Source organism: Microbacterium profundi, assembly GCF_000763375.1.
Taxonomy (GTDB): domain Bacteria; phylum Actinomycetota; class Actinomycetes; order Actinomycetales; family Microbacteriaceae; genus Microbacterium; species Microbacterium profundi.
In genome coordinates, this window is the sequence record NZ_JPSY01000001.1 from 1,581,002 (window position 1) to 1,595,870 (window position 14,869).

Sequence of the window (14,869 nt, forward strand, 5' to 3'; positions counted from 1 at the left end):
GGTGGAGGCGTGGGGAGAAGACTTTCGTCGGTTCGAGCGTGCGGGAACCCGCGAAAGTCTTCCGGCGTCGGGAGCGCCCGCGACGCCTGCGGTGGGCCACCCGAGCCGGGGGGCCGGTGACGGGCGGATGAAAGGATGGGCGGATGCAGCAGAACTCGGTGTGGCGCGCGCCAGGCATGCCCGCACTGCTGGGCATGGTCCTTGCGGGATTCTCCGGATACGCCCTGCTGATGCCGATCGCCCCGTTGTGGGCGGTGCGCGGAGGAGCGGACGAAGCAGGGGCCGGACTCGTGACCGGTGTCTTCATGCTCTTCACCGTCCTCTCGCAGCTGTTCGTCCCCGCCGCACTGCGCCGATTCGGCTGGACTCGGGTGCTCGTGGTGGGCATGCTGCTGCTTGGGCTGCCCGCGGCAGCGCATCTGCTCTCCGAAGACCTGCCGCTCATCCTGTTCCTCGCTGCCGTGCGAGGCGCCGGTTTCGCCGTGCTGACCGTGTGCGGAAGCGGCGCCGTCGCCGAGCTCGTCGAACCCGCGCGGCGCGGCAGGGCGATCGGCGCATTCGGACTCGGGATCGCTGGTCCCCAGGTGCTCCTGCTTCCGGCGGCGCCGTGGATCGCCGAGCAGCTCGGATTCTGGCTCGTCTTCCTGCTGGCGACCGCACCGGTGCTGGGTGTCTTCGCGGCGGTGCGGCTGGGACGACGCGTCGACAGCCTGCCGCCGCATCCCGATCCGGCGGGCGTCGCGCACCGCGGAGTGCGCCGATACCTCGGGCTGCTTCCGCCGATGTTCCTGCTGCTCGGAGTCACCCTCGCAGGCGGAGCGCTCATCACCTTCGTGCCGCAGTTCGGCGTCTCGGCTGTGATCACGACGATCGGGCTGCTGCTACTGACGGGACTGGCGGCGCTCACCAGGTGGGGTGTCGGGCACCTCTCCGATCGTGTCGGTGCGCAGCGGTTGATGTGGCCGTTCGTGCTCGTGACCATCCTGGGGCTTGTCGCCACAGCGTGGGCGGCCGCCGGCAGCGGGAGAGAAGGGATGCTGTTGACGGGAATGGCACTGATCGGCATCGCCTACGGCGCGCTGCAGAACCTCACCCTCGGAGCAGCGTTCGCCGCGGTGCCGCGGCGGGACCAGGTGGTCGCCAGCGCCGTGTGGAACATCGGCTTCGACGCCGGCACCGGTCTGGGTGCAGTGGTCGTCGGGTTGCTCGCGTCGGCGTTCTCGTTCCCTCCGGCGCTGCTCGCGGCTGCGGCGCTCGCGCTGCTGACCTTTCCGCTGGCGTTCGTGCGCGGCTCGACTCGATCGGTCAGCCGCGGCCGATGAACGGCATGCCGGCTGCGGTGACGGTCAGCTGAGGAACGCTGACCTCGAGCGGCATTCCCGCTAGTTGTACGACGAGGTCGGCGACGTGACCGGCATCCATCGTCGGCTCGGGTCGACGTGAGTCATCCGCCTGCAGTGCCCCGTCGGAGACCAGCCGGTCGATCAGCTCGGTGCGCGCGTTGCCGATGTCGAGCTGCGTGGCCGTGATCCGATGCGCACGCCCGTCGAGTTCGATGGATTTCGTGAGCCCAGCGATGGCGTGCTTGGTCGTCGTGTACGCGACCGAGCGCGGGCGCGGAGTCTGCGCGGAGATCGATCCGTTGTTGATGATGCGTCCACCGGCCGGCGACTGCGTCTTCATCTGGCGGAACGCCGCTCCTGCGCAGAGCATCGCGCCGGTGAGATTGACGGCAAGCGTCGATTCCCACCCGGCAGGAGCAAGGTCGCCGATGTCGGCGTTCGGACCGAACACCCCCGCGTTGTTCACCAGCACATCCAGGCGGCCGAAGCGCTCGACATGGCGGGCGAAGAGCCGCTCCACCTGCGTCTGGTCAGTGACGTCGGTTTCGACGATGAGGGCGTCGGTGTGCGGGATGCCGTTGATCGCGGCCGCTTCGGCGAGAGGCCCGCTGCGCCGGCCGGCCAGGGTCACGCCGAAGCCGGCAACGAGGAGTGCTCGGGCGATCGCGCGTCCGATTCCGCTGCCGGCCCCGGTGACGATCGCCGAAGCATGCGGCGTCTCAGTCATCTGATTCCGCCACGGCGACCGGCGCGGCCTCGTCGATGAGCTGCAGGATGCGGGCCGCGACGCTGACCGCGATGACCGCCGGCTGCTTGCCCGACACCTCCGGCACGCCGATCGGCGTGGTCACGCGGGCGAGTTCTGCGTCACCGTGCCCGAGCTCGGTGAGCTTCTTGCGGAAGCGCGCCCACTTCGACGACGAGCCGATCAAGCCGATCGAGCGGATGCCGTCGGTGCGCAGCGACTGGTCGACCACGGCGAGGTCCTCGACATGGTCGTGCGTCATCACCAGCACGTGGGCGCCGGCCGGCAACGTCGTGAGCGCCGCCTCGGGAACAGGGGAGTGTGTGATGCGGACCCTGGCGACAGCATCCGCGAAGACGCCCTCTCGACCCGGCTCGCCCACGCGCGCGGGTGCGAGCATCTCGGTACGCGAATCGATCAGGTGCAGATCCATCTCGTGCCGCGCGAGGATGCGCGCGAGCTCGAGCCCGACGTGCCCCACCCCGAAGATCGCGACCACGGGCACGACCCGCATCGGCTCGAGCATCATGGTGACCTCTCCTCCACAGCACTGCACGCCGTACTCCGTCGTCGCCTTGTCGCTGAGCGTGAGCGTGAGCAGTTCGGGCTCGGCCGAACCGGACGCAAGCATCTCCCGCGCCCGATCGATCGCGGTCGCCTCGAGGTTTCCGCCCCCGATCGTGCCGAACACGCCGTCGGGGGAGACCACCATCTTCGCGCCGCCGTTGCGTGGCGCGTGGCCCCGCACGAGCGCCAACGTCACGACGACGGCGGGAACGCGCCGCGTGCGCAGATCCTGAAGGGCGTCGAGCCAGTCCATCCCGCGTCCGATCAGCGAACGGCGGCGAGCTCGTGGGCGCCGGCGCGAGCGGGCGCCGCCTCTGCCGCGGCCTGTTGCACGGCGCGGACCGCCCAGAAGACGGCTTCCGGCGTCGCAGGGGAACCGAGTTCGACCATGTGGCCCTGCGGCCCGAACGCGCCGACGGCCTCGCGGATCGCCTCACGCGCGCTGAACGCGAGCATGAACGGCGGCTCTCCGACGGCCTTGGAGCCATACACCGCGCCGTCCTCGCGCGCGTTCTCGAACAGTCGGACGTTGAACTCCGAAGGCATCTCCGAGAAGCTGGGAAGCTTGTACGTCGATGCGGACTGCGTCTGCAGGCGGCCGCGGTTCGGACCGTCGCTGGTGTCCCAGCGCAGCTCTTCGAGCGTCAGCCAGCCGACGCCCTGCACGTACGCGCCCTCGACCTGTCCGATGTCGAGCATCGGCGAGAGCGAGTCGCCCACGTCGTGCACGATGTCGACGCGGCGCACCGTGTACGCACCGGTGAACTCGTCGACCTCGACCTCGGTCGCCGCGCTCCCGTAGGCGAAGTACTTGAAAGGGGAGCCCTGCATGATCTCGGGGTTCCAGTGCAGACCCTCGGTGCGGTAGTAGCCGGCGGCGAACAGCTGCACGCGCTGCAGGTAGGCGGCTTCGGCCACCTCGGCGAAGGTGAGGGTCTGCGACGTGTTGCCGAGGCCGGTGATCAGGCCGCCGGAGAAGCGCACATCGCGTTCGTCGACGTTCAGCAGCCGCCCGGCGACCGCGGCCATCCGCTCCCTGATCTGCTCGCACGCGTTCTTGACGGCACCGCCGTTGAGGTCGGCTCCGGATGATGCCGCCGTGGCCGACGTGTTGGGCACCTTGTCGGTGCGGGTCGGAGCTAGGCGCACCTGATGCATCTCGAGGCCCAGTGCGGTCGCGGCGACCTGCAGCATCTTGGTGTGCAGACCCTGACCCATCTCGGTGCCGCCGTGGTTGATCAGCACAGAGCCGTCCTTGTAGACGTGCACCAGGGCACCGGCCTGGTTGAAGGCGGCGAAGTTGAACGAGATGCCGAACTTGATCGGCGTCATCGCGAGTGCGCGCTTGGCGTGCGGGCTACCAGCGTTGAACCGAGCGATCTCGGCGCGGCGCTCGTCGACGTCTGCCTCGTCGTGCAGCTGATTCCAGATGGTGCCGAGGCGATCAGCATCCTTCACGAGCTGACCGTACGGCGTGCTCTGACCAGGCTGGTAGAAGTTCTTCTCGCGCAGCGCGAGCGCGTCGATGCCGAGCGCGGGCGCGACTCTGCCCAGGATGTCCTCGATGAGGAAGACGCCCTGCGGGCCGCCGAATCCGCGGAACGCCGTGTTCGACGCCTTGTGCGTCTTCACGATCCGGCCGAGCGCGTGCACGTTGGGGATCCAGTACGCGTTGTCGAGGTGGCAGAGCGCGCGGCCGAGCACCGGCTCGGACAGGTCGAGGCTCCATCCACCGTCGCAGGTGAGCACGGCATCCAGGCCCTGCAGCAGACCGTCGGAATCGAAGCCGACCTTCCACGAGATGTGGAAAGGATGCCGCTTGCCGGTCATCGTGATGTCCTGCGTGCGGTTCAGGCGCAGCCGCACCGGCCGCCCGGTGAGCTTGGCACCGAGCGCGGCGATCGCCGCGAAACCGTGCGACTGCATCTCCTTGCCGCCGAACCCGCCGCCCATGCGCAGCGACTGCACGGTGACCTGGTTCGAGGAGAGATCGAGCACGTGGGCGATGATCTCCTGCGTCTCGGACGGATGCTGCGTCGAGCACTGCACGAAGTACTGGCCCTCCGAGTCGATCGTCGCGAACGACGCCTGCGTCTCGAGGTAGAAGTGCTCCTGACCGCCGAACTCCGTCTCGCCTTCGAAGACGTGCGCAGACGAGGCCAGAGCGGATGCCGCGTCCCCGCGCTCGACCGTGCGGGCTGTGCCCTGGAAGGATCCGGCGTCGACGGCATCCTGAATCGTGATCAGCGACGGAAGCGGCTCGTATTCGACCTTGACGGCGGCGGCGCCGAGGCGGGCGGCCTCCTGCGTCTCGCCGAGCACCCACACCAGGGCGTGGCCGTAGAACATCGCCTCATCGGGGAACAACGGCTCGTCGTGCTTGATGCCTGCGTCGTTGACGCCGGGGACGTCGGCGGCGGTGAGCACGCGGACGACACCCGGCACCTCGTATGCGCCGGAGACGTCGATCGTGACCTTGGCGTGCGCGTTCGTGGACTGCACCGGCCACGCGGTGAGCACGCCGGCCGTGTGCGCGGCGAGATCGTCGGTGTACATGGCGGCGCCCGTCACATGCAGGGCGGCGCTCTCGTGCGGGGCGGGCTTTCCGACGACGGGGCCTTCCGGACGGTCGGCGAGAGCACTCATGCCGGCACCTCCTTGTTGTTGATCACTGTCGTGCTGTAGAGCTTGAGCAGCGCGGTGTTGAGCATGAGCGCGCGGTACTCCGAACTCGCGCGGTGATCCGACATCGGCGTGCCCTCACTGCCGAGCACTGCGGATGCTGCGCGGACCGTGGCGACATTCCACGGCTGTCCGACGAGGGCCTCCTCGGTCGCGCGGGCGCGCAACGGTGTGGCGGCCACGCCGCCGAGCCCGATCTTCGCCGCCGTGACTGAGCCGCCTTCGATGTCGAGCGCGAACGCCACCGCGACGCTGGAGATGTCGTCGAAGCGGCGCTTGGCGATCTTCTGGAACGAGGTCACCTTTGCGAGCGGCCGGGGGATGCGGACGGCCCGGATGAGTTCGTCCTGACGTCTTACCGACTGGCGATAGCCGGTGAAGTATTCGGCCAGGTCGACCTCGCGCTCGCCGTCTGCGGATGCCAGCACCACACGGGCTCCGAGGGCCAGCAGCGCGGGGGGAGTGTCGCCGATCGGCGATCCGGTGCCGAGGTTTCCGCCGATGGTGCCGCGGTTGCGGATCAGCCGGGAGGCGAACTGCGGGAACAGCTGTGCGAGCAGCGGCACCGTGCCGCCGAGGCGCGATTCGATCTCCGAGAGCGGCAGGGCGGCGCCGATCTCGATCTCGTCGTCGGTGACGGCGAGCGTGCGCAGTTCCTCGTGGTGCTCGATCGCGACGACGAGGGGCGCGCGCGAGCCACGGATGTTCACCTCGACGCCCCAATCCGTGGAACCTGCGACGAGCAGAGCATCCGGCTCATCGCGGATCAGACGCAGGGTCTCGTCGAAGGATGCCGGACGGATGAAGCGCGAGCCGTCGACTGTCGCGGCTGTGGCGACCGGGACGGGCGCGGGGTCGGCAAGGCGCTGCAGCAGCGGGTCGTCGCTCTCGGGCGAACCCAGCGCGTACGCGGCGTCGCGGATCGGGCGGTAGCCGGTGCACCGGCAGAGGTTTCCGCTGAGCGCGTGCAGGTCGAAGCCGTTCGGGCCGTGCTCGGCGTCGTGAACGGGGCAGTCCTCGTCGGTGCTCTCGTCCACAGCCTCGCGACCGTCGCGGTAGTACTCGCCTGCCATGCTGCAGACGAAACCCGGCGTGCAGTAGCCGCACTGCGAGCCGCCGGCCTCGGCGAGCTTCTCCTGGACAGGATGCAGTGCATCGGGGCTGCCAAGACCCTCAGAGGTGACGACCTCCTGACCGTTCAGTGCGTATACCGGCACGAGGCAGGAGTTCACCGGCGTCCAGGCCGTGCCGCCTTCGGGCGTAGGAGTGGCGAGCATGACGGCGCAGGCACCGCACTCTCCCTCGGCGCAGCCTTCCTTGGCGCCGGAGAGTCCGGCTCCGCGAAGCCAGTCCAGGGCGGTGGTGTGCGACGGGGTGCCCGCGAGGGGGCGGCTCTTCCCGTTGACGTTGACGGCGATGTCATTCATAGGTGGATCTCCTCAGATCCGGCGGTGTTGCGTGTACGGGCGCCGAGAGCCGATGATGCGAGTCTAAGCGCCCGACGCTGCCGGGTGGGGGCCAAACAGATTGTCCTGTTTCCAGTATTCGGAAACACTATTCTGTTCCATGGAAAGGATAGGCCGCGCGTCCGGTGCGGTCAAGTGCATCAGAATCTCCGCCCGACGGGGCGAGATCGGCTCAGGACGTGCTGGAGAGCGCGGAGATCTCGGCGACGACCTCGCGCAGCACGGGGATGGCCCGCTCGGCGAACCCCTCGTCGACGCGGGCGACGGGGCCCGACACCGAGACCGCGGTGAGGGTGGGCATGTCCGGCACGGCCATGGCGTAGCAGCGCACGCCGATCTCCTGTTCTTCGTCATCGATCGCGTAGCCGCGCTCACGCGTCAGCGCGAGGTCTGCGAGCAGGGCATCGACGGTCCCGATGGAGCGTTCGGTGTCACGCGGCATCCCGGTGCGCGAGACGATTTCGCGTACGGCGTCGTCGCTCATCTGCGCGAGGATCGCCTTGCCCACGCTGGTGGAATGCAGGTACGAGCGGCGGCCCACTTCGGTGAACATGCGCATCGCGTGCGGAGACGGCGCCTGCGACACGTAGATCACGCGGTCACCGTCGATCGTGGCGAGGTTGGACGTCTCGCCCAGGCGCTCGACGAGGTCCTTGAGCTGCGGCATCGCGATCCGACCGAACTTGCGGTTGGCGGCTTCGCCGAGTCGCACGAGCCGCGGTCCGAGCGCGTAGCGCCTGTTCGCGAGCTGACGGGCGTATCCGAGAGAGACGAGCGTGCGCAGCAGGCGGTGGATCGTGGGCAGCGGCAGTTCGGCGGATGCGGAGAGCTCACTGAGGGTGACGTCGCCCCCGGCGTCGGCGATGAGTTCAAGCAGATCGAAGACGCGAGTGACGGACTTCACTCCGTCGGATGCTGCTGCGGGCATTGAGAGACCTCTCGAATTCGACACACTTATCCACATGGTGGAAACGACTTCCCGATCAGGCTATCCCATCAACGAATCGCATGCGCTCTTGAAACTTCCGTATTGTGGAGGTTATTATCCACATGACAGAAGGGGTCGCATGACCATCCAGATCACACGTCAGCCCCGCATCGACGCGGCGGACGATATCCTCACCGCAGAGGCACTCCGTTTCGTGGAAGACCTGCACCGTGAGTTCGACACCCGCAGGCGCGAACTGCTCGTCGCCCGCCAGCTGCGCCGTGACCAGGTCGCCCGCACCGGGCATCTCGACTTCCTCCCCGAGACCGCGCACATCCGCGAAGGGGACTGGCAGGTCGCCCCGGCGCCGGCTGCGCTGCAGGACCGCCGAGTGGAGATCACCGGCCCCGCCTCACCTGCGAAGATGGCGATCAACGCCCTGAACTCCGAGGCTCGCGTCTGGCTGGCCGACCTCGAGGACGCCTCGAGCCCCACCTGGGAGAACGTCGTCGAGGGCGTGCGGAACCTCCGTGATGCCGCCCGAGGCACGCTCGCGTACACCTCGCCCGCCGGCAAGCCGTATGCGCTGCGCACGGATGTGCATCGCCCCACCGTCGTCGCCCGCCCGCGCGGGTGGCACCTCTCCGAGAGCCATGTGCTGATCGACGGCGAACGTGCGAGCGCGTCGCTCGTCGACTTCGGGCTGCACTTCTTCCACACCACCCGCCAGCTCATCGCCAACGGGCACGGCCCGTACTACTACCTGCCCAAACTCGAGAGCCACCGCGAAGCGCGTCTGTGGAACGATGTGTTCGTGCATGCTCAGGATGCTCTTGGCATCCCCCAGGGGACGATCCGCGCCACGGTGCTGATCGAGACGATCCCTGCGGCCTTCGAGATGGACGAGATCCTCTACGAGCTGCGCGACCACGCCTCGGGCCTGAACGCCGGACGCTGGGACTACCTCTTCAGCCTGATCAAGGTGTTCCGCGACCAGGGTGAGGCGTTCACCCTGCCCGACCGTGCGGATGTCGCGATGACCGCACCGTTCATGCGCGCCTACACAGAGCTTCTCGTGAAGACCTGCCACCGGCGCGGTGCCGTCGCGATGGGCGGCATGGCTGCATTCGTGCCGAACCGCAACGATGTGGAGGCGACCAAGGCGGCCTTCGACAAGGTCCGTGCCGACAAGACGCGTGAGGCCGGTGACGGCTTCGACGGATCCTGGGTCGCGCATCCCGACCTCGTGCCGATCTGCCGCGAGGTGTTCGACGGGGTGCTCGGCGAGCGTCCCAACCAGCTCGATCGCCAGCGTCCTGAAGTCTCGGTCGCCGCTGACGACCTGCTCGATGTGGCGTCGGCATCCGGCAGCGCGACCGAAGCCGGTCTGCGCACCAACCTCGCCGTGGCCGTCACGTACACCGCGGTGTGGCTCTCCGGCAATGGCGCCGTCGCGATCAACAACCTCATGGAGGATGCCGCGACCGCCGAGATCTCGCGTTCGCAGATCTGGCAGCAGCTGCGCAACGGCACCGTGCTCGCCGACACCGGAGAGGCGGTGACCGCGGATCTCGTGCAGCGTCTGCTGGCCGAAGAGGTCGCGAAGCTCGCCGCCGGAGTGAGCGACGCGGACTTCGAGCAGTACTACCAGCCGGCGGCTCGCCTGGTCTCGCAGATCTGCCTCGATGACGAGTACGTCGACTTCCTGACGCTGCCGGCGTATGAGCTGCTCACGGATGCCGCGGCAAGGGTGGACGCATGAGAAGTGGACTCAGCGACGACGACCTGGCGAGGATCGATCAACACCTCGCCACGACCGACGACCTTCTCGACACCGTCTACCCGGGAGACAGCGGTGCGCGCCAGCCGGTGCACACGGTCTACGTTCCCGCGGATCAGTTCACGCCGGATTTCGCCGCGCAGTGGGGTGCGCAGGCGCTCGCCGCTGTCGAGGCAGCAGGTGGGATGGAGGCCCTCGCCGCGCAGGTAGGAATCGAGCCCGGTCTCATCGGCGAAGTGGCCGGTCGGGTGGCGCGCAAGCTCTCGACCGAACCGATCGAGGATCTGCGGCTGGATTTCGAAGACGGCTACGGTGATCGCGGCGACGTCGAAGACGCGGATGTCGCGATGGCCGCGTCGAAGGTGTCGGATGCCGTGGCATCCGGGTCGGCTCCGCCCTTCATCGGCATCCGCTTCAAATGCTTCGAGAAGCCGACGCGTGCCCGCGGCCTTCGCACTCTCGATCGGTTCATCGGCGGTCTGCTCGAGGCCGGCGGTCTGCCCGACGGACTGGTGCTCACCCTGCCGAAGGTGACGACGACCGCGCAGGTGGAGGCGATGGTCATCGCCGTGGCGGCTCTCGAGCGTGCACACGGACTGGATGCCGGACGTCTGCGCTTCGAAGTGCAGGTCGAGACGCCCCAGCTCGTGCTCGGGGCCGACGGGCGCTCGCCGCTGGCGCAGTTGCCCGTCGTCGCCCCGGGCCGCATCTCTGGTCTGCACTACGGCACCTACGACTACAGTGCCTCGCTCGGCATCGCCGCGGAGTATCAGTCGATGGAGCATCCGGCCGCCGATCTCGCGAAGCAGGTCATGCAGCTCGCGGTCGCAGGCACCGGCATCCGACTCTCTGACGGCTCGACCAACATCCTGCCGGTGGGCGAGCGCGCGGCGGAGGCATGGTCGCTGCACGCGCGACTCGTGCGGCGCTCGCTCGAACGCGGCTTCTACCAGGGCTGGGACCTGCACCCGCATCAGCTGCCGACGCGCTATCTCGCGACGTACGCCTTCTACCGACACGGCTACCCGGACTCGGCATCGCGGCTGCGCACGTACCTCGCGCAAGAGGAGGGTGCCGTCATGGACGAGCCGGCCACTGCGCGGGCGCTGGCGTGGTTCGTGCTCCGCGGCGTGCAGTGCGGAGCCATCGACGCCGACGAGGTGGCTGCGGACATCGGCATCCGGGTCGACGCGCTCACCGCGCTCGCTCATCCCAGGCTCTCAGACCACGCGCTCGCGCGCGCCTGACGCGCCCCCAGAATTCGAAGGAGAATCATGAGCTATTACACACCGGCCGGCGGCCTGCCGGACCAGACCACGCTGCTCACGGATCGCGCCATCGTCAAAGAGGCGTACACGGTCATCCCCAAGGGCGTCTTCCGCGACATCGTCACGAGCAACCTGCCGGGTTTCACGAAGACGCGCTCGTGGATCATCGCCCGCCCGATCGCCGGATTCGCCACGACGTTCTCGCAGCTCATCGTCGAGATCCAGCCGGGCGGCGGCGCTTCCCACCCCGAACCCGAGGCGGGCGTCGAGGGCGTGGTGTTCGTGACCGCAGGCGAGCTGACGGTGACGATCGCGGGACAGCGACATGTGCTCGCCGAGGGCGGCTACGCGTTCCTCGCACCCGGGGAGACGTGGTCGCTGGCCAACGAGGGTGCGGAGCTGACGTCGTTCCACTGGATCCGCAAGGCCTACGAGCGCGCGGGAGGCATCGCCTTGCCGAAGTCGTTCGTGACGCGCGATCAGGACGTCACGCCGCGTGAGATGCCGGACACCGACGGGGCATGGGCGACGACGCGCTTCGCCGATCCGGATGATCTGTCGCACGACATGCACGTCAACATCGTGACCTTCCAGCCCGGAGGATCGATCCCCTTCGCCGAGACGCACGTCATGGAGCACGGCCTCTTCGTGCTCGAGGGCAAGGCCGTCTATCGCCTCAACGATGACTGGGTCGAGGTCGAGGCCGGCGACTTCATGTGGCTGCGCGCGTTCTGTCCGCAGGCCTGCTACGCGGGCGGACCAGGGCCGTTCCGCTATCTGCTGTACAAGGACGTCAACCGCCAGGTCATGCTGACCCGCGGCGGGGATCCGCGTCCCTGGGGGTGAGGGCGCGCCCGGCGCACCGCGCGCCCGGTGCGAGCCGGGCGAGCTCTCGACCGTCGCCAGGCCGCCGAATGGCAGATGCGGGAAGAGTTTCCCGGGTTCGTTCGCGGCGGAACCCAGGAAACTCTTCCCGCGTCCCGGCGGGCGGGCGGATCTGGGCGACGGCGGGCGGGCGGCGCGGGTCACTTGCTACGTGAGGCGATCGCGCTCCGGACGCGAGCGATCAGCAGTTCGGGCTCATCGAGGTCGGCCTGGGTGAGGCGGATGACGATCCAGCCCGCGCTTTCGAGACAGCGCTGCCGCTGGATGTCTTTGCGCCACTGGTCCTTGTCCGTACGATGGCCGTCTCCCTCGTACTCGAACGCGATCTTCCACTCCGGATATGCGAGGTCGGTGCGTCCGAGGAACTGCCCGTCGACCCACACCTCGTGCTGCACGACGGGCTCGGGCAGCCCGCTGTCGATGAGCAGCAGCCGGGTCTCGGTCTCCTTCGGAGATTCGACGAGTTCACGAGCCTGCGGCAGCGCAGCGCGAATCGTCGCGCGCCCGCGGAACCTCTCCCATTCCTCAAGCCGACGGGTGATCTCGGAGCGCGTGCTGAGCGGCCTCCCCGGCCCGAGATCGGGATAGTTGGATGCCGTTGTCAGCAGTGCGTCGAGCACGATGACCGCCTGCGTCACGGTCAGGGTCGCAGCGCAGGTGAAGAGCGCGGCGACTGGATCGATGACAGGGTGTCCGCGGAGGGTGCGGGTCTCAGCGCGATCCTCGCGCATGCGCCGACCGCGGACTCCCGGTGTCTTCGGCGGAGCCCCTGACCACGGTACGAAGATGTCGAGCGGTTCCTTCGACGTCCATTTCGTCGGCATCGGCAGGCCCCAGTCGCGGGCTGCCGTCATGCCCCCGAATCGCTGGGCCGGCTTCAGTCGTGGCACGTAACAGTCGACGAAGTCATGGAACGTCGTCGGCACCTCGACCGAGCGGATGCCGCGGAACGGCCGGTGCAGATCGGGAGTGCTGTACCGGCCGGGGCGGAGGCCGACGGCTTCCGCAGTGCGCACGGAGAACCTGTCGCCCAGTCGGCGGGGAAGTCTGACACGGTGTCGCATCCGTCGATATTGACGGAGCTGCGCGACACGGCATCCCGAGTTCTCCGAGAATGTGAGCAACCCCCGCCTCTGCTCATCTCGTGCAGGAAGAGTCGTCTACATCCCGCCCGCGGTCGTACCGGAACACTTTCGCGGGTTCGAGACGCGATGAACCCGCGAAAGCGTTCCGGCAATGCAGGCGGCGCGCGCCACCCGCGCTCAGCCACCCGCGCCTGACGGATCCCATCGTTGACACCTCGCCCGGCGCGCCGTAGACTTTCGTGTAGCAGAAGTTTTCTTCCACAATACGGAAAGACACAAACAAGACGAAGGAGTCGAAATGACGTACACGGTGAACTGCTCGATCCTTCTCACCGAGCTCCCGCTGCTCGAGCGCCCCGCCGCGGCGAAGGCCGCCGGATTCGACGCGGTCGAGTTCTGGTGGCCGTTCTCCACCTCTGTACCGCTCGACCACGAGGTCGACGCGTTCATCGCCGCCATCCGCGACGCAGGCGTGCAGCTGACCGGCCTCAACTTCAACGCCGGCGACATGCCGAACGGCGACCGCGGACTGGTCTCGTGGCCCGCACGCGGCAAAGAGTTCCGCGACAACCTGGCCGTCGTGGTCGGCATCGCACGCGAACTCGGCACCAAGGGTTTCAACGCGCTGTATGGCAACCGCATCGACGGGGTCGATCCCGCCGCTCAGGATGCCGTGGCGATCGAGAACCTCGCGGCCGCGGCCGAAGCCGTCGGGACAGTCGGGGGCACCGTGCTCGTCGAGCCGGTCAGCGGCGCAGAGCGGTACCCGCTGCGCACTGCGGCGGACGCTCTGGACGTCATCGACCACGTCCGCACCTCGACCGGCGCGCGCAACCTCGCCCTGCTCGCCGATTTCTACCACCTCGCCGTGAACGGCGACGATGTGCCCCAGGTCATCGAAGAGCACGCCGCATCGTTCGGTCACATCCAGATCGCGGATGCGCCCGGCCGCGGCGCCCCCGGAACGGGCGCCCTACCCATCGACACCTGGATCGCACGCAGCCAAGAGCTCGGCTATTCCGGCTACATCGGCCTCGAGTACAAGGCGCCCATCGAGACCGCGTTCGCATGGGCGGCAGCAGCCGCCGGCAGAACGCGCTGAGAACACATCCACTTCCGCGGCATCGTCGCCGCATCACACGAAGGAATCATCATGAGCAGCATCGCAGTCATCGGCCTCGGCATCATGGGCCTTCCCATGGCCAAGAACCTCATCGCCGCAGGACACTCGGTCACCGGCTACAACCTCAGCAAAGACCGCATCGACGAACTCGTCGCCGCGGGCGGCCAGGGCGCCGACGGCATCCCCGCGGCAGTCAAGGGCGCCGACGTCATCATCACCATGGTGCCGGACTCCCCTGATGTCGCAGCCGCCGTCCGCGGCGAAGAGGGCATCTTCGCGCACGCCGAGAAGGGAGCGCTGTGGATCGACGCATCCAGCATCCGCCCCGACGTCGCGAAGGAGCTCGCCGACGAGGCGATCGCCGCGGGCCTCCGCGCCGTCGACGCTCCCGTCTCGGGGGGTGAGCAGGGTGCGATCGACGCCGTGCTGTCGATCATGGTCGGCGGCACCGAACAGGACTTCGCCGACGCTCTGAAGGTGCTCGAGTCGGTCGGCAAGACCATCGTGCACGTCGGGCCTGCAGGCGCCGGGCAGACGGTGAAGGCGGCCAACCAGCTGATCGTCGCCGTGAACATCCAGGCGCTGGCCGAGGCCATCATCTTCCTCGAGGCATTCGGCGTCGACACGGATGCTGCGCTCAAGGTGCTCGGCGGCGGACTCGCCGGATCCAAGGTGCTCGACCAGAAGGGCCAGAAGATGCTCGATCGCGACTTCTCGCCCGGATTCCGCCTCGCCCTCCACAACAAGGACATGGGCATCATCACCGCCGCCGCACGACAGGCAGGCATCACCATCCCGCTCGGCGCCCACGTGGCCCAGCTCGTCGGCTCCGCCGTGCAGCAGGGCGACGCCGGCCTTGACCACTCCGGGCTGTTCAAGCTGACCGCGGCCTTCGCCGGTCGCGCCTGACCCGCACCCCGACCGCTGAGCCTGTCAAAGCGTCGGGCCCTTCGACAGGCTCAGGGACCTTCGACAGGCTCAGGGACCTTCGACAGGC

General features: G+C 68.3%; 12 protein-coding genes. 6 read left to right on the forward strand and 6 right to left on the reverse strand.

The features are described 5' to 3' along the window. The first annotated feature begins 143 nt into the window (after positions 1–143). A complete protein-coding gene (locus tag JF52_RS0107520) occupies positions 144–1,322 on the forward strand; it encodes an MFS transporter (RefSeq protein WP_052166831.1) in 1,179 nt (392 codons plus the stop codon). Here JF52_RS0107520 and JF52_RS0107525 read toward each other — a convergent pair. The 5 genes from JF52_RS0107525 to JF52_RS0107545 form a co-directional block, all read right to left on the reverse strand. Next, positions 1,306–2,070 (reverse strand): SDR family oxidoreductase, encoded by a 765-nt coding sequence (locus tag JF52_RS0107525; RefSeq protein WP_033105647.1) that lies wholly within the window; start codon positions 2,068–2,070, stop codon positions 1,306–1,308. The two genes, JF52_RS0107520 and JF52_RS0107525, sit on opposite strands and share 17 nt — an antisense overlap. Beyond that, the gene (gene xdhC, locus JF52_RS0107530; protein ID WP_033105648.1) at positions 2,063–2,908 is read right to left on the reverse strand and encodes a xanthine dehydrogenase accessory protein XdhC; all 846 of its coding nucleotides are present in this window, start codon (positions 2,906–2,908) and stop codon (positions 2,063–2,065) included. Before xdhC ends, JF52_RS0107525 begins: the two co-directional genes overlap by 8 nt. Before the next feature lie 11 nt (positions 2,909–2,919). Then, complete coding sequence (xdhB, locus tag JF52_RS0107535) at positions 2,920–5,301, reverse strand: xanthine dehydrogenase molybdopterin binding subunit (protein WP_033105649.1); 2,382 nt, start codon at positions 5,299–5,301, stop codon at positions 2,920–2,922. Further along, positions 5,298–6,764: a xanthine dehydrogenase small subunit gene (locus JF52_RS0107540; RefSeq protein ID WP_033105650.1), complete on the reverse strand. Its 1,467-nt coding sequence runs from the start codon at positions 6,762–6,764 to the stop codon at positions 5,298–5,300. The genes xdhB and JF52_RS0107540 overlap by 4 nt, the downstream gene beginning before the upstream one ends. 211 nt (positions 6,765–6,975) lie before the next feature. Beyond that, positions 6,976–7,731: an IclR family transcriptional regulator gene (locus tag JF52_RS0107545; protein WP_033105651.1), complete on the reverse strand. Its 756-nt coding sequence runs from the start codon at positions 7,729–7,731 to the stop codon at positions 6,976–6,978. A gap of 139 nt (positions 7,732–7,870) precedes the next feature. Here JF52_RS0107545 and aceB point away from each other — a divergent pair, with 139 nt between their 5' ends. The 3 genes from aceB to JF52_RS0107560 are packed head-to-tail and all read left to right on the forward strand — an operon-like array spanning position 7,871 to position 11,625. Next, positions 7,871–9,493, forward strand: coding sequence for a malate synthase A (gene aceB, locus JF52_RS0107550; protein ID WP_033105652.1), 1,623 nt, complete (start codon positions 7,871–7,873; stop codon positions 9,491–9,493). After that, positions 9,490–10,758, forward strand: coding sequence for a DUF6986 family protein (locus tag JF52_RS0107555; protein WP_033105653.1), 1,269 nt, complete (start codon positions 9,490–9,492; stop codon positions 10,756–10,758). The genes aceB and JF52_RS0107555 overlap by 4 nt, the downstream gene beginning before the upstream one ends. 24 nt (positions 10,759–10,782) lie before the next feature. Beyond that, positions 10,783–11,625: a bifunctional allantoicase/(S)-ureidoglycine aminohydrolase gene (locus JF52_RS0107560; RefSeq protein ID WP_152594839.1), complete on the forward strand. Its 843-nt coding sequence runs from the start codon at positions 10,783–10,785 to the stop codon at positions 11,623–11,625. 179 nt (positions 11,626–11,804) lie between these two features. Here JF52_RS0107560 and JF52_RS16510 read toward each other — a convergent pair whose 3' ends face one another. After that, complete coding sequence (locus tag JF52_RS16510; RefSeq protein ID WP_160175044.1) at positions 11,805–12,680, reverse strand: endonuclease domain-containing protein; 876 nt, start codon at positions 12,678–12,680, stop codon at positions 11,805–11,807. 367 nt (positions 12,681–13,047) lie between these two features. Between JF52_RS16510 and JF52_RS0107570 the strand changes: the two genes are divergently transcribed. After that, positions 13,048–13,851 carry a hydroxypyruvate isomerase family protein gene (locus JF52_RS0107570; protein ID WP_033105655.1) on the forward strand — a complete coding sequence of 268 codons (804 nt, stop codon included), beginning with the start codon at positions 13,048–13,050 and terminating at the stop codon, positions 13,849–13,851. 51 nt (positions 13,852–13,902) lie between these two features. Further along, positions 13,903–14,781: a 2-hydroxy-3-oxopropionate reductase gene (locus JF52_RS0107575; protein WP_033105656.1), complete on the forward strand. Its 879-nt coding sequence runs from the start codon at positions 13,903–13,905 to the stop codon at positions 14,779–14,781. Positions 14,782–14,869 lie beyond the last annotated feature (88 nt).

Excerpts from the sequence above, each read along its gene's own strand:
- xdhC (WP_033105648.1), bottom strand. The coding sequence starts at position 2,908 with ATGGACTGGCTCGACGCCCTTCAGGATCTGCGCACGCGGCGCGTTCCC.
- JF52_RS0107540 (WP_033105650.1), bottom strand. The coding sequence starts at position 6,764 with ATGAATGACATCGCCGTCAACGTCAACGGGAAGAGCCGCCCCCTCGCG.
- JF52_RS0107525 (WP_033105647.1), bottom strand. The coding sequence starts at position 2,070 with ATGACTGAGACGCCGCATGCTTCGGCGATCGTCACCGGGGCCGGCAGC.
- xdhB (WP_033105649.1), bottom strand. The coding sequence starts at position 5,301 with ATGAGTGCTCTCGCCGACCGTCCGGAAGGCCCCGTCGTCGGAAAGCCC.
- JF52_RS0107545 (WP_033105651.1), bottom strand. The coding sequence starts at position 7,731 with ATGCCCGCAGCAGCATCCGACGGAGTGAAGTCCGTCACTCGCGTCTTC.
- JF52_RS0107555 (WP_033105653.1), top strand. The coding sequence starts at position 9,490 with ATGAGAAGTGGACTCAGCGACGACGACCTGGCGAGGATCGATCAACAC.
- JF52_RS0107575 (WP_033105656.1), top strand. The coding sequence starts at position 13,903 with ATGAGCAGCATCGCAGTCATCGGCCTCGGCATCATGGGCCTTCCCATG.
- JF52_RS0107520 (WP_052166831.1), top strand. The coding sequence starts at position 144 with ATGCAGCAGAACTCGGTGTGGCGCGCGCCAGGCATGCCCGCACTGCTG.
- JF52_RS0107570 (WP_033105655.1), top strand. The coding sequence starts at position 13,048 with ATGACGTACACGGTGAACTGCTCGATCCTTCTCACCGAGCTCCCGCTG.
- aceB (WP_033105652.1), top strand. The coding sequence starts at position 7,871 with ATGACCATCCAGATCACACGTCAGCCCCGCATCGACGCGGCGGACGAT.